The organism is Methyloversatilis sp. NSM2, from assembly GCF_038066675.1.
GTDB classification, from domain to species: domain Bacteria; phylum Pseudomonadota; class Gammaproteobacteria; order Burkholderiales; family Rhodocyclaceae; genus Methyloversatilis; species Methyloversatilis discipulorum_A.
The window spans coordinates 11,607-25,801 of the sequence record NZ_JBBUKV010000004.1; the positions used below are offsets into that span (position 1 = coordinate 11,607).

The 14,195-nt window shown below is 66.3% G+C and carries 12 protein-coding genes; 3 read left to right on the top strand and 9 right to left on the bottom strand.

Annotated elements, in window-relative coordinates; translation table 11 throughout:
* Positions 1 to 7: 7 nt before the first annotated feature.
* The 3 genes from WJU27_RS07670 to WJU27_RS07680 all read right to left on the bottom strand — a co-directional run bounded on the left by WJU27_RS07670 (position 8) and on the right by WJU27_RS07680 (position 5,074).
* Positions 8 to 1,933, bottom strand: coding sequence for a DUF7453 family protein (locus WJU27_RS07670; protein ID WP_341421680.1), 1,926 nt, complete (start codon positions 1,931 to 1,933; stop codon positions 8 to 10).
* Positions 1,816 to 3,906 (bottom strand): TonB-dependent siderophore receptor, encoded by a 2,091-nt coding sequence (locus WJU27_RS07675; protein WP_341421681.1) that lies wholly within the window; start codon positions 3,904 to 3,906, stop codon positions 1,816 to 1,818. The genes WJU27_RS07670 and WJU27_RS07675 overlap by 118 nt, the downstream gene beginning before the upstream one ends.
* A gap of 508 nt (positions 3,907 to 4,414) precedes the next feature.
* On the bottom strand, positions 4,415 to 5,074 hold the full coding sequence (locus WJU27_RS07680) for a pyridoxamine 5'-phosphate oxidase family protein (protein ID WP_341421682.1): 660 nt from the start codon (positions 5,072 to 5,074) through the stop codon (positions 4,415 to 4,417).
* A 156-nt stretch (positions 5,075 to 5,230) separates the two neighbouring features.
* Here WJU27_RS07680 and WJU27_RS07685 point away from each other — a divergent pair, with 156 nt between their 5' ends.
* Both WJU27_RS07685 and WJU27_RS07690 read left to right on the top strand, forming a co-directional pair.
* Positions 5,231 to 5,854, top strand: a complete 624-nt coding sequence (locus tag WJU27_RS07685) for a c-type cytochrome (protein ID WP_341421683.1) — start codon at positions 5,231 to 5,233, stop codon at positions 5,852 to 5,854.
* A 154-nt stretch (positions 5,855 to 6,008) separates the two neighbouring features.
* On the top strand, positions 6,009 to 6,668 hold the full coding sequence (locus tag WJU27_RS07690) for a PEP-CTERM sorting domain-containing protein (RefSeq protein ID WP_341421684.1): 660 nt from the start codon (positions 6,009 to 6,011) through the stop codon (positions 6,666 to 6,668).
* On the opposite strand, the gene cybH is transcribed toward WJU27_RS07690, so the two are convergent.
* Positions 6,640 to 7,344, bottom strand: coding sequence for a Ni/Fe-hydrogenase, b-type cytochrome subunit (cybH, locus tag WJU27_RS07695; protein WP_341421685.1), 705 nt, complete (start codon positions 7,342 to 7,344; stop codon positions 6,640 to 6,642). The two genes, WJU27_RS07690 and cybH, sit on opposite strands and share 29 nt — an antisense overlap.
* 32 nt (positions 7,345 to 7,376) lie before the next feature.
* On the bottom strand, positions 7,377 to 9,041 hold the full coding sequence (locus WJU27_RS07700) for a methyl-accepting chemotaxis protein (protein ID WP_020164207.1): 1,665 nt from the start codon (positions 9,039 to 9,041) through the stop codon (positions 7,377 to 7,379).
* A 330-nt stretch (positions 9,042 to 9,371) separates the two neighbouring features.
* Between WJU27_RS07700 and WJU27_RS07705 the strand changes: the two genes are divergently transcribed.
* Positions 9,372 to 10,019 carry an SGNH/GDSL hydrolase family protein gene (locus WJU27_RS07705; protein WP_341421686.1) on the top strand — a complete coding sequence of 216 codons (648 nt, stop codon included), beginning with the start codon at positions 9,372 to 9,374 and terminating at the stop codon, positions 10,017 to 10,019.
* Between the two features lie 13 nt (positions 10,020 to 10,032).
* On the opposite strand, the gene WJU27_RS07710 is transcribed toward WJU27_RS07705, so the two are convergent.
* The 4 genes from WJU27_RS07710 to WJU27_RS07725 form a co-directional block, all read right to left on the bottom strand.
* Positions 10,033 to 10,842: a DUF6502 family protein gene (locus tag WJU27_RS07710; RefSeq protein ID WP_020164205.1), complete on the bottom strand. Its 810-nt coding sequence runs from the start codon at positions 10,840 to 10,842 to the stop codon at positions 10,033 to 10,035.
* A gap of 93 nt (positions 10,843 to 10,935) precedes the next feature.
* Positions 10,936 to 11,604: a 4'-phosphopantetheinyl transferase family protein gene (locus tag WJU27_RS07715; RefSeq protein WP_341421687.1), complete on the bottom strand. Its 669-nt coding sequence runs from the start codon at positions 11,602 to 11,604 to the stop codon at positions 10,936 to 10,938.
* A 47-nt stretch (positions 11,605 to 11,651) separates the two neighbouring features.
* Positions 11,652 to 12,419 carry a thioesterase II family protein gene (locus tag WJU27_RS07720; RefSeq protein WP_341421688.1) on the bottom strand — a complete coding sequence of 256 codons (768 nt, stop codon included), beginning with the start codon at positions 12,417 to 12,419 and terminating at the stop codon, positions 11,652 to 11,654.
* Positions 12,409 to 14,193 carry a fatty acyl-AMP ligase gene (locus WJU27_RS07725; RefSeq protein ID WP_341421689.1) on the bottom strand — a complete coding sequence of 595 codons (1,785 nt, stop codon included), beginning with the start codon at positions 14,191 to 14,193 and terminating at the stop codon, positions 12,409 to 12,411. The genes WJU27_RS07720 and WJU27_RS07725 overlap by 11 nt, the downstream gene beginning before the upstream one ends.
* Positions 14,194 to 14,195 lie beyond the last annotated feature (2 nt).

A 14,195-nucleotide genomic window follows, 5' to 3' on the forward strand; every position in this document is an offset into this window, starting at 1 on the left:
CGGGACCTCAGTCGTCGAAGGCGATCAATCTGACGTTCGAATAGACCGGGCCGCGGGTGGCCTTGCCGGCGAAATGGGACGAGGTGCCGAGGTGCAGGTAATTGAAGCGATCGACCGCTTCATGCGTGAAACCCTCGAAGTACAGCACCCGCTCGTCAACCGAGGTCCGCACGCGACCATCCTGCCACTCGACACGGATGCGGTAGGTGTGGGAAGGATCGAACGGGCCATCGAACGGCACCCATTCAGCGGCCTTGCCGAAGCCGCGTGCGTGGTACTCGACCTTGAACTGCGGGTGTGCGGTCCCGACGCGGAACTCCCAGTTGTCCGTATCGGGCAGACCCATCCTTTCGTGGTTCTGGAACAGCGTGCCCCAAAGCCCAAGGAATATGTTCTTGTCCGCCGTCAGCTGACTGCGCGGGTCGAAGTTGCGGACATCGACCTCCAGCATGCCGTTGGGCGGCATTGGCGGCAGCTTCCAGACGATGCGATCGTGATCGTTGAGCACCGTCCACCCTCCACCCTCCACGAACTGCCCGCCCTGCACCTGACCTCCGCTGCGGCCGTGAAGCGAGTCGAGTAGTACGACGCGGCCCGGCTTCTCTCGCAGGCGCGCATAGTAGATTGCGGTCGAACCGTCCTCGAAGGTGACGTGAAAAGCGACGCCCTCCGGTCCAGCCGCTTCCTGGTTGAGTTTGAATGTCTTGGGTTTGCGGCCGCCGAGTTCGATGTCGCGCGAGATCACCGGAAAGCGCTTGCCCTTGCGCCATGCGTAGATAGCCTGGCGACCGCTCGGGCTCTCGCCGATGAAGAACACACGATCGCCGTGCATGGCCGGTGCACGGAAGCCGCTGAAGTTCTCGGCGCCGCCGGAGAACTCGGCGTCGATGTCGATCACCTTTTGCAGCTGACCGTCGACCCGGGCATAGACACCGCTTTGCGCCTTGCCGTCCACTGCCAGACGGAAGGCGAAGTTCCCCGTCTCGAACGAGCGCTCGAACGCTGCGTCGTTGAAGCCGAGAAAGGTCTCGCCGGCGCGCCCGGGTACCGCACTGCCGGTATCCAGCAGCGCGACCAGCCGCTCTCCCTCCCCGCTCCATATGCCGGGGCGGCCATCGGTCGAGTAGGCGGTGATCAGCGATCGCCCTCCCGCGGTCGAGGTGTCGTCCATGCGGCCGAAGCGTTGATCGCCGCCCGGAACGGATTGCAACCAACTCGCGACGGCATCCAGGCGATGAGACCGCAGATCGTAGCGATAGCTGCCCTGATAGGGACTTTCGGCATCGGCACGCCCCTTGTCCGAAGCACGCCCCATGAAGACAAGCTGCTGACCGTCGAAGGCCGGGCGCTTCAGATAGGCGAAACGCAGGTCAGAGCCCGGCATCACTGTCGTCAGATCGGCGATGCGGCGGACCTGCCCCGCTTCCGCCAGATAGATGCCCTGCTGGCCGTCAGCCCCCAGCCCGCTGAAGGCGGTCACGCCGCCGACGGCGACCGGGGCGCCGCCAAAGCCGGTAAATCGCCCCTGACCCGCGGGAATCGCGGTCGAGCTGTCGACCACGGTGCTCATCCGGCCGCGGACACTGCGATGGATGCCGATGCGTCCATCGGCACGGCGACCCACGAACACGATGGCGTCACCGTCCATCGATGGCGCAAACGGAAACTCGGTGAATACGCCGCCCTCTCCCGCAAACACCGTGCTGCCGTCGGCGACCAGTTCGATATCGATCAGCGGCAGCGGACCGGCGGCGGAGGCCGAGGCCGCCGCAAGGATTCCCAACGCGGCAAGCAGCGGACGCAGGGTGCCCGCGATCACAGCGGAATCTCCAGACCGATGCGCGCGGTCAGCGGCTGCGCAGGCGTGATCGACAGCAGGTTGTTGCCGAAGTAGTAGCGGCGGTCGAACAGATTGTCGATGTTCAGGCGCCACAGCACTGACCGTTCGCCGACGCGGTGTCGCAGCGTGGCCCCCACATCGACGCGTGCGTAGCCGGGCAACTCGGCCGTGTTGGCCGCGTCGGCGAAAGTGCTTTCCTGAGCGAACACACCGCCGAATACCGACACCCCGGACAGTGCGCCCGCAAAGTCGTACGAGGTCCACAGCCGTGCCGACTTGGCCGGCACCGTCTGCGGCTTGCGCCCATCGTTGGCGCCGCCGATCACGTCGGCATCGATCACCGCATACGACGCGAACACGCGCCAGCGGGGCATCAGCTCGCCGATCAGTTCGAACTCCAGGCCCTGATGGCGCTGACCCGGAATCAGCCGGGTGAAGTTGTCGCCCGCATCGTAGAAGGCCACGTTCTCCCGCTTGATCTCGTAAGCCGCGGCATTGAACTGCAAGCGGTTGTCGCGCGACGACAGCTTGAAGCCCCCTTCGATCTGATCGGAACGCTCCGGAGCCAGTATCTCGCCCGCGTTGGTCCCCTGCGACGCCAGCCCGTTGGGCTTGAAGCCGCGACTCCTGCTCACGTAGAGCGACAGCGGCTCTATCGGTCGATACACCAGACCGAAGCGTGGTGTCACGGCGCTTTCCGTGACCGTTTCGCGAACCGGCGTCGCAGCCGACAGATTGATCGTCGTCTCACGGAACTTGTCGGCGCGCACACCGACCATGAAGTCGATCTGGTCGGTCAGTCCGATGAAATCCTCGGCATAGATGCCGCCGTAGCTCGTATCGTTGAGCGTGGGAGCGGTATTGAGCGTGACCGGCAGGATATTGATCGTCGCCGGATTGAAAATGTTGCTGGCGTAACTGATCTGGTTGCTCGCGAACAGGGTGCGGTCAAGTTCGGTCAGCTGCACGCCGAGCACCGTGCGGTGACGCATGCCGAACAGCCGGTTATCGCCAATCAGGTCGAAACTGAAATTGTGGCTGTAGGCATCGGTGGTCTGACGGCGTTGACGCAATGTGTAATTGCCATTGTTCTGGTTCAGGTTGGCTTTTGACGACTCCAGACGGTCGATGTAGTAGTCCTGATAGGTGTACTGGTTTCGGATTTTCCAGTTCGGCGACAGAATGACATTCAGGTCGTAGCCAAAGGTCTGATTCTCCGAATCATGGTGACCGTTGCGCAGATCCAGATTGCGCTTCCAGGGAATATCGGCCGGGCGACCGTTGTAGATGACATGCCCGGTATCGTAGGGCACATCGATTTTCGCGTAATCCGCGAACAGCGTCAGCTTCGCGAAATCAGAAATCTTCCAGTCGAATGATGCGCCGCCAACAAGGCGATCGGTGTAGATGCCGTCGCGATAATTGTCGCTATTCTCGCTGGCGACATTCACGCGATAGCCGAAACGGCGGTCCTCGCCGAAGCGTCCGCCTGCATCGAGATGCTGATGACTGTAGCCGTGTGTCCCGGTATTCAGGCGCAGCGTCGCGAACCGCTCGTCGGTCGGACGTTTGCGCAGCAGGTTGACCAGACCACCCGGCTCGGCACGCCCGTACTGCAACGAGGCGGGACCGCGAAAGAATTCCACCTGTTCGATCAGTTCGATCGACGGCGAGTGCAGGCCGAACAGCGGCTGCCCGTCCCACAGATAGCCATATGAATCGTTAAGCAGGAAACCGCGCGAACGGAACGCGGGTTGCCGGCCGGCGTTATTGCTCTCCTGATTGAGTGAGGCCGAATTCCTCAGCACATCCGAAAGATCTCTGGCCCCTTGTTCCTCAATGATCCGTTTAGGAAAAACCGTGATCGAGAATGGCGTCTCCTTGATCGTCAGATCGGCACGACTGGCGGTGGTGGACTCATTCTTCAGATAGGTTTCGTGGGTAAGAGATTCGGCTTCCACCTTGACGGACGGTAGCGTTATCACCTCGGCCGATGCATTTCCGACCGCTCCCATCAGGCACAGAACGGACAGACTGCAAACGCCCCCAACGCATGGCTTGATCATTTCCTCTCCTCAATCTCGGCTCTTTGTTTGTTTGCCCTCCCTTCTTCCACGACACGACATACGGCCGTCCAGAACCGCAATCACGATGCCTTGGGAATAATTGGATGACAAATATATGAACGATTCCGGATACCCCCCGGAAACGTGGCGCGAGTATGTGAGCGAGGACTATCGGCACTCAATTACACAATTGAGGTCGTTTGGATTCCCCGGCAATGCGGTGAGGAACTCCCGGTCGATTCAGGCACCCCTCCCAAAACACCCGGGAATTCGTCGAACGGAAAGAGGGCGAGGCGCCCTGAGGGTGTACCCGGGACCCGCGAGACAGGTCGCGCGGCGTGCGCGGCTCGCCAGCGACTGTCGCCACCCGGGCCGGAGGACACATCTGCCGGGACCGCCGGACGACCGCAATCCCGCGGCGACACGCAAGTTGCCACGTGTTCGGGTCAGACGGTTGCGGCCGCTTGAGTGCGCCTGCGAGCGGACGCAGGCGCGTGTCGGTGCGTGATCAGGCCTCGGGGTGGCCGGTCTTCACTTTTTCCATCCACTCTTCGATCGCAACCGTTCCGGCCGCCTGGGCACGTGCCGCGTCGGCCGGAGGCAGCACGTCCTGCACGAGGTCGATGCGCTTCCATTCGGCAAGCGGCGTTTCGCAGTCGGCACGCGGCACGTAACGCGAACGGTCGACGCGCTGATAGCGGTGGATGTAGCGCGGGCAGTTCTGCCAGAGCTCGGACAGCTCGACGCGGACGATGAAATCGGCTTCGTTGTAGAAGGCCATCATCGGGTCGTCGCGCGACACGGTCGCCCTGCCCTGCACGCGGATGCGGTGCGGCTTCTCGAAGGAGATGAAGAGCAGGCCGACTTCGGCGTTCTGCGCGATGTTGCCGACCGAATAGAACATGCCGTTGCCGTCGTAGCTGGGGAACACCAGCGTCTTCTCGTCGACCACGCGCACGAAGCCGGGGTCGCCACCCTTGTACGACACCGTGGGTCGGCCACGCGCATCGACGGTGGACAGGAAGAACATGTCCATGGCCTCGATGAAGCCCCGGCTGTCGTCGTCGAATTCGGTGCGGCAGGCCAGTTCCTCGATGCGGTCGGCCATCGCGCGGGTGCCGAACTCGTCCTGGAAGCTGCGGTGCTGCGGGTCGTACAGTCTGCTCACGGATGCGTCTCCTCCGGCTGTTCTTGTGGAAGGCGCAGCATGCCACGAAGCATGCGCACCGTCGGCACAGGACTACAACGCGCACCATCCGGTCACATCCGGCCTAACATCGTCGACAGCAACCGATTCCCGCCCACAACAGACTGGAGGATCGTCATGAAAACCACGCATCTCGCCGTCGCAAGCCTTGCCCTGCTGCTCGCCGCCTGTGACAAGCCGCAGGACCCGCCGAAACCCGTCACCGCGCCGTCGGCCGATGCCGTCGCACCCGCGGCGGATACCGCCGCCCCGGCTCTGCCCTCGCCTCCCGCCGCGTCACCGCTGCCCGATGCGCCGGGCCCGGGCGCGACGCCGCCGTCCCCGGCCGATACGATGCAGAACGCGCCGACCACGCCGAACGGCAAGACCCCGCCCGACACCACGGAGAACGCACGTCCCATTCCGTCCGGTCAGCCCGCCCCTGCGCCGGCATCGAGCGCCGCGCCGGCGGACGGCACGGCGGTCGCCGGCGGCGATATCGTGAAGGGCTGGAAGACCTGGCGCTCGGCCGCCTGTGAGCGCTGTCATGGCCCAGCGCAGGAGGGCATGGTCGGCCCGTCGCTGATCGAATCTCTGAAGAGACTTTCGAAGGACGAAGTACGGCACGCAGTCATCGATGGCCGGCTGGAGCGTGGCATGCCGGGTCACCCCTATCTCGCCGACAAGTTCGATGACCTGTACGCCTACCTCAAGGGGCGATCGGACGGCAGTGTTCCGAACGTACGGCCGGACGGCGCCTGATCCTGCGTGCAGCCGGCGGACGCATGTCGAAGGAATTGACAGCGTCTGGCCGGCGGCGTAATCCGACACAGAATTTTTCATTTTAATCAGCCGCCTGCAAATGCGGCTCGCTTCTTGCACCCGTCTGCGGCACGGCCACCGGACGGAGATTCGAATGAAAGCCCTGTTGATGATTGCGCTGCTGCTGTGCAGCGGTCTGGCCCGTTCGGAAAGCGTGACGCTGGATTTCGAAGATCTGCCGCGCGACACCGTGGTCAGCACGCAGTACGCCGATCGCGGTGTACTGATCGGCTCGGATTACGGCGCGGCGACCGTCTTCGCCGGCTGCTGCGCGGCGAGCGGCCTCAACAGTCTGAACGGCGGCGGCTTCCGCGGAATCACGCTCACCTTCGTCGATCCGGCCGACATGTTCCGTCCGGCGGTGACCGACTTCTTCAGCGTCACGCTGGGCGACGTCGACATTCCCGGTAACGGCCTCACGGCTTACGACCTCGACGGCAATGAGATCGCCCACGTTCTGTCCGGCTGCGTCGCCGCCTTCGCCTGCCCGGGTGACTCGCTGTTCGAGACGCTGACACTGTCGCTCGCCGGCATGCACCGCATCGTCATCGCTGCGGGCGGCCAGCTGTCGGGCGATCCGGCGCAGGGCGAGGCGACGGTGGACGACGTCGTGTTCAACGTCGTCGTCGCTCAGGTGCCCGAACCGTCGGCGCTGCAGATGCTGGCGGCCGGCCTCGCGGTGCTGGCGTGCGTCGCGCTGCACCGCCGCCGACGCGCAGCGCCGGTCAATCGCGGAACGAACGCCAGCCGCTGATCATCGTCGAGATGATGCTCTGCCGGCTCATGATGTCCTCGCGCAGCGCGGCATACACATGGACGACGATGAAGCTGAGCAGCAGCCACAGGCCGAGCCGGTGCAGGCTGTGCACCGTCTGGCTGTCGCCGATCAGCCACAGCACCCAGCCGAACATGACGCCGCTCCAGTGACCGTGGCCGGCGCCTTCGCTGTACAGCGCGAAGCCGGTGAAGATCATGAACAGCGTACCGAGCACGAACAGGAAGAACATCATCACTGCGGCCAGCGGGTTGTGGCCGACGTACTTCTTCGGTCTGTCCTCGAGGAAGAAATACCAGCGCAGTTCGAACATGACCTCGCTCCACCACGCGAGCTTGAACAGCGGCGGCATGAAGATCTGCCGCGCGTGCTCGTTACCGACCAGCGCCCAGTAGATGCGACCGGCAAAGCCGATGGCGAGGACGTAGCCGGCGGCGAAGTGGGCGAAGCGCACATAGCCCATCAGATACATGCCTGCGTCGTCGCCCGGCAGCATCAGGAAGGGCGTGCCGATGAAGTAGCCGGTCGCCATCAGCACCGTCATCGCCAGCACGGTGATCCAGTGCCACAGCCGCACCGGCGCTTCATAGACATAGACCGCGTGCTGCGTGCGGCCGCCCTGCTCCACCTGCCGCATCTGTTCGTGCGAAAGCATGCTGTTCTCCCGATCTCGGTGGTCGTGGCCGCTTACGCGGCCAGCATCAGTTCGGCCGGCACGCCGGCGCGCAGCGTGCCCCAGTTGCGGTTGCCGCGACGGATAGGCAGGGCAATGTCGAAATACAGCGTGCCGTCGTCGGCCGCGAAGGGCTGCATCAGCAGTGCGCGCTCGCTCTTTGCCGCCCGCCGGGCGATGTCGGCCGGCGCCGGACAGCTGCCGGCACTGCCCAGCACCTGCCCCGACGGATTGGTCACCAGCGCGTAGCGCACGGCGCTCACCTCGCCGCGCAGTGCGCCAAGCGCACGCGTGACCTCGGGCAGCGCGGCAACGCGACCGGCGCGCGGCGCGACCTCCTCGCCGTCGTCGTCGACCAGCACGGTCGCCGCACCGGCGACCGCGGCGCTGCACTGGTCGCGGTAACGGCCGAGCGCGCCGACGATGGATTCGAGCTGGTCGGAGCCGACGCGGAACGAGGCGGCCAGATCCTGGATGCGTTCGGTCGAGCGGCTCACCTTGGTCAGGTTCTGTTCGCCGTCGAGCATCAGGCTCGCCACCTGGTCACAGCCGGTGTGGATGTCGCTGACCAGCGTATGGATGCGGTCGTTGGTGTCGCTCAGGCTGCGTATCGCGTCGCCGGTGCGCGCGATACGCTCACCCATCACCTCGTACTCGCCGACCATGCTGCCGAAACGACCGGAGGCGCGGCGCACCGCCTCGCCGGTCGCCAGGATGTGGTCGCGGATGTCGTCGGTTTCGCTGCGCGTGCCGGCGACCAGGCGATTCATCCGGTCGATGTTCTGGCTCACGCCTTCGGTCGCCGCCTTGACCTGCTCGGCCAGCGAACGCACCTCGTCGGCGACGACGGCGAAGCTGCGGCCGTTCTCGCCGGCACGCGACGCCTCGATCGACGCGTTCAGCGCCAGCAGATTGGTCTGGTCGGAAATGCTGCTGATGATCTGCACCACCTGGCTGATTTCCGCCGACTGGTTCTGCAGCTGCTGCACCGTACGGTTGAAGGCCTGCACGCGCGCCTCGAACTCGTCGACGCGGGCGGCCGCTGACTGCAGTTCCTCCAGCGACACGCGCGCCGCCTGCAGGTGGCGCGTGGTCGCCTCGTCCAGATCATTGGCGTGCTGACGTGCGCTATCGACCGCGCTGCGCGAGGTTTCGCTGGCGGCGAATACCTGCTCGGCCAGCGCCCGCTGCGACTGCGCGAGACCCGCGGTATCGCGCAGCGAGCGCGTCAGATGGGCGGTATGGCAGGCTGCTCCCAAGGTGCCACGGCGCACGCGGAACACCATGTCGCGCACGCGTCCGTCGCGCTCGGCGATGAGCTTGCTGATCGCCTTCACCGGCGAACTTTCCGGCAGCACGAATTCGCTCGACAGATCGTTCACATCGCGTCCGCTGTCGGCCAGCGCGTCGGCCATCAGCGCGATCGTGTGGTCCATCTGACGGATATAGAGCGCATCGGCGAAGGCGATCATCGCGCCGGCGGCACAGGCGAGCAGCGCGGCGGCTCGCGGGTTCACCAGCTCGAAGGCGGCGGCCAGCCCGAACAGCGCGAAGAACAGCGCACAGAAGCCGAAACTGCCCATGCGCAGATGATTCGACCGGCGCAGGTCCACGCGCTGCGCCGGTGGGGCGGCCTGCTCGGCCAGGCTGTCGGGCAAGTTCGTCGAGCGCGTTGTCATCGTTATCTCTCCAGCGGTGATGGGCGGAAGTCGCTGCCCGCCGGTTCTCCTCCAGTGCAGGCAACGACCGACTTTACGGCGTCCTCCCTATCGCCTTGAGCGCCCGGAACTGCCACCGAATCAGTGACATGGAACATTGTCAGACCCTGCTCCCCTGCCCCGAACCCGCCATTCCATGAACATGCGGGATCACGCCTCCGGCGCCGCGGCAGGACCGATCGCCCGCGAGATGGCGCAGGCGCGGCGCACGCGACCGGCATTTGCGCATCGCAGCATCGGCGACGTGTCACACTGCCCGCGCATTCATTTAATTTTTTGATGGAGGCATTGATGCAGCAGATACTCGTCTATGCCGATTCGCTGTCCTGGGGCATCGTGCCGACCACGCGGCAGCGGCTGGACTTCGATCGCCGCTGGCCGGGTGTGATGGAAAACGCGCTCAACGGCGACCGGCGCCGGGTGCGCGTGATCGAGGACTGCCTGAACGGCCGCCGCACCGTGTGGGACGATCCGTTCAAGCCGGGCCGCAACGGACTGACGGGACTGGCGCAGCGCATCGAAATCCACTCACCGCTGTCGCTGGTGGTGCTGATGCTGGGCACCAACGACTTCCAGTCCATGCATCCACACACCGCCTGGCACTCGGCCCAGGGCACGGCAACGCTGGTGCGCGCGATCCGCGAAACACCGATCGAACCCGGAATGCCGGTGCCTCCGGTTCTGGTCGTCGCGCCACCGCCTATCGGTTCGCCGAAAGGCCCGATCGCGCAGAAATTCGTTGGCGGGGATACGAAATGCGTCGGTCTGGCCGATGCGCTGCGGACGGTGTGCGCAGAACTGGGCTGCGCCTTCTTCGACGCCGGGCGTGTGATCAGCACCAGCCCGCACGACGGCGTGCATCTGGACGCCGACCAGCACGCACTGCTCGGCGCCGCATTGGCGGGACAGGTCGAACATCTGGGCGTGCTGACTGCGTAATGAAACGTCAGGCTCAGCGCTGCCTGTCGTGCTCCGCGTAGACGTAGACGCCGACCGTGAGTCGCCGACCTGCATCGTCGGCTGACCGGGCGCCGGCGCCTGCGTCGCGCTCCAGCGATTGCAGGGCCTTTGCACCCAGTTCCGAAGCCCGTGCATGCAGCGCCGACGCCGCCGCCGCCGACAGCCCGCGATAGTGCGCGCCGCGCTCGAACCACGAATCGCCCTGACCGAGCAGATTGTCGACTGCCGCCATCGCGTGGTCACCGACGTGCAGCGCGAAACGCGCGAGCTGTTCGTCGGCGCCGTCCTGCGGCGCGAAAGCGCCGGTATTCAGCACGACCTCGTCGCGCGTATTCAGGTGGGCAATACCCAGTCGCAGCCACTCGTCCAGCACGGGTCGCGCACGGATGTCCTTGCTCACCGACGCAACCAGCGCCTCGAAAGACTCATCGCCGCCCGCGCTGGCCAGCCGCGGCAATGGCCGCGCGCCACCGGTCGCATCACGCCACGGCGCCTGCCCCACCCAGCGGCTGATCAGTTGCGCACCCAGCGACACATTGCGCGGCAGATCGGCGTGCGCGCTGGGCAGACTGCGCAGCCGCTTGACGTCCTTGCGATGCACGCCGGTCTGCAGGCTCACCCGGCTGTCGGTGACCGGTCCGTCACGCCCGGCATTCTCGATCGCAACCTGCACATAGACGCGCTTCAGCAACTCGACCGCCAGCGGCAAGGTGACCCCGCGCGCCAGCATCAAGCGCACCACCGGGCGCAGCACGGCGCGCAGCGTCGATGTCAGGACGGCAGAGCTGGAGGGATCTGTCATTGGAGCGACCGGATTCGGGTGCGCAAAAGTATCCCACAGTCCGATCAAACAGGAGTGCGAATCATTCCTATCCTTTTTTGACTGGCGGCCGCGCTACCGCGAGCGCAGGACCTCGACACCGCGCAGCGAACAGATGACAGACTCGATCCGCACCTCCTGCACCACGTCTCCCTTTCCGCCCAGGGCGCAGACCGACAGCACGTGCTCGCGGGCTGAGCGGCAGTGCAGACTGTGCGCGGCGACCCGTTCACCGAGCAGATGAAGCGGTCCTGCGCCAGCACCCAGCGTGAGCGTGTCGAAGCCGCGCGCCAGGCCTTCGCCGGTTGCCTTCACGTAGGCCTCCTTGGCCGTCCAGTGGATCAGGAAGGAGCGCTCGGGGTCGCTCTCCGCCATCACGCGCGAGCGTTCGCTCGCCGTCAGCGCAGCCTGCATGACCTGCGGCATCGACACCCGCATCGGCACCGACTCCACGTCTACACCGACCGGCGCGCTGCTGTGCAGCGCCAGCGCGACGTGGCTGTCGCAGTGGCTGATGTTGAAATGCAGCGCATGGCCCGCAAGCACCGGCTTGCCGCCCGCCTCACAGGCGAAACTGGGGGCATGCCCGAGCAGTGCGCGCATCACGAGACGCTTCAGCGCGTGCGCTGCAATGAAGGCCTCGCGACTGGGCGGGCGCAGGATGGCGCGCGAACGGCGCTGTTCCTCGGGCACCAGCACCGTGCGTTCGAGCTGGCGCAGACTGACGGCATCGTAGGCTGCCATCGGCGATACAAACACCCGCACGGTGCCCGAGGGAAGCCTGTGCACCGTCAGGCCGCCTTGGCGCGAGGTCCGCGCGCTGCCAGTTCGCACAACAGTGCAGCCACCGCGGCGCGCTCGGTTTCAACGAAGAAATGACCGCCCGGATGCATGTGCAGCGCAAAGCGCCCGGCGCACTCCTCCCGCCAGCCAAGCAGACCGGACAGCGGCACGCGGCCGTCGTCGAAACCGCCGGCAACGGTGAGGTCGATGTCGAGCGGCGCCGCTCTTGCGTAGTCGTAGCCGGCGATCAGTTCGAGGTCCTGCTGCAGCACCGGCAGCATCATGTCGATCACCGCGTCGTTGTTCAGCACGCTGTCCGGCGTGCCGCCGAGGTCGCGCAGGTACTCGACCAGATCCTCGCGTCCGAAGCGCGGCAGGCCGAACGTGCGCGGGTGCGAAGGCGCGATGCGCCCCGACATCAGCGCCGCCGCCGGCAGCGCGCGGCCGCGCCGGCGCAGCGCGCGCAGCAGCTCGAAGGCGATCAGCGCACCCAGGCTGTGACCGAACAGCAGGTCGGGCTGCACGCCGTCGGCCGCCAGCGTCTGCGCCAGCCCGTCGGCCAGCGCCAGCAGCGAAGGCGGCATCGACCGGCCGTAGCAGCGACCGCGCCCCGGCAGCTCGAGCGCCAGCAGCGTGAGCTGCCCGTCGAGCAGCGGCTTCCAGGCGAAGAAGGACTGTGCGCTGCCGCCGGCGTAAGGCACGGCCAGCACCACCGGCGCACCGGCGCCGGCGTCGCAGATGCGCACCAGCTGCCCGGCGGCGGACTCAGGCGGCATCGAGCGCCACCGTCACGTCGATCACGTCGAGCGCGGCCTGCTGGTGCAGCTGCTTCATCAGGCTGCGCTGCACCTTGCCGCTGGTGGTCTTGCGCAAGGTCGCGGGCGCGATGAACACGATGTCGGCGATGGCCACGCCGTGCTCTTCCGACACCGCGCGCCGCACCTGCATGCGCAGCGCCTTGGCGATCTCAGGCAGTGCGCGCTTCAGTTCGCGGTCGGCTTCGATCACCGCGACCAGCCGGCGCTGCTCACCGCGGTCGTCCTCGAACACGGCGCAGCTCTGCGGCTTGATCAGCGGGTGCGATTCGACGATGGTGTATTCAACGTCTTCCGGATGCAGGTTGCGGCCATCGACGATGAGCAGGTCCTTCATCCGCCCGCACAGATAGATCTGGCCGTCGTCGGCACCGATGAAGCCGATGTCGCCGGTGCGCATGTAGCGGCGCCCCGGCTCGCCGGCGATCTCGGCACCGAAGGTGGCCGCGCTCTGCTCCGGCAGCTGCCAGTAGCCCAGCGCATTGGTGTCGCCCGACACCCATACCTCGCCCAGGCGATCGCAGCCGCGCCGCGCGCCATTCGCCGGATCGACGATGGCGACCTCGATTTCGTCCGACGGCAGGCCGCAGCCGACGACGGTGCGTCCGCTGGCACCCAGATCCTCACGCACGCGGCCCTCGGTCTCGGCCGCGTGCGCGTCGATGCTGCGCACACGCGGCATTTCGCCCACCGGCCCGCCGGACACGAACAGCGTCGCCTCGGCCAGGCCATAGCACGGCAGCATGGTGGTGGGCCGGTAGCCGAACGGGCCAAAGGTGGCGGCGAAGCGCTCCAGCGTTGCGGCGCGTACGACGTCGGCGCCATTCAGCGCGATGCGCCAGCTCGACAGGTCGCAGCCTTCGAGCCGGCCGGGCTGCCAGCGCTGCGCCGCCAGCTCGTAGGCGAAGTTCGGGCCGCCCGCCAGCACCGCACGGTAGCGCGAGATCGCATCGAGCCAGATCAGGGGCTGACGCACGAAGGTGTTCGGCCCCATCAGCACCGTTTCGTTGCCCAGCATGACCGGCAGCAGCTGGCCAAGGATGAGGCCCATGTCGTGGTGGTGCGGCTGCCAGAACACGGTGTTCGACGTGTGATCCAGCTCCCAGGCCGTGCGCATCATGCGCAGGTTGGTGGTGATGTTGCCCTGGCTCACCATGACGCCCTTGGGGTGCGAGGTCGAGCCGGAGGTGTACTGCAGGAAGGCGATGCGCTCGTCGGCCGGTGGCGGCACGATGCCGGCCGCGGCGGCTTCGTTGCGCAGCGCGTCGGTGGCGAGCCAGGCCAGTGGCAGATCGGCGTCGACCGACAGGATGTCGCGCAGCCCCGCCTCCAGCGAGGACACGGTGAGCGCGCGCCGGCAGCCGCAGTCGCGCAGGATGCGCAGGCAGCGATCGACGCGCCGCCGGCTCGGCAGGTTGAGCGGCACGGCAACGCGCCCCGCCAGCAGGCAGCCGAAGAAGGCGACGATGAAGTCCAGCCCGGCCGGATAGAACAGCGCAACGCGGTCGCCCGGCCCGCCGTGCGCCGCCAGCACGGCTGCGATCGCCGTGCTACGCCGCCAGGCGTCGCCGTAGGTGAGCAGGTCCTCCTCGCGGCCGTGTTCGTCGAGGAAGCGGAACAGTACCCGCTGCGGATGGCGTTCCGCCCGCAAGCGCAGGATGTCGGTGACCGACAGCGTGGACACCTCGTCGTACAGCCCGGCCGCAAGATCATCGGTTTCTATGCGCGCGTACATGT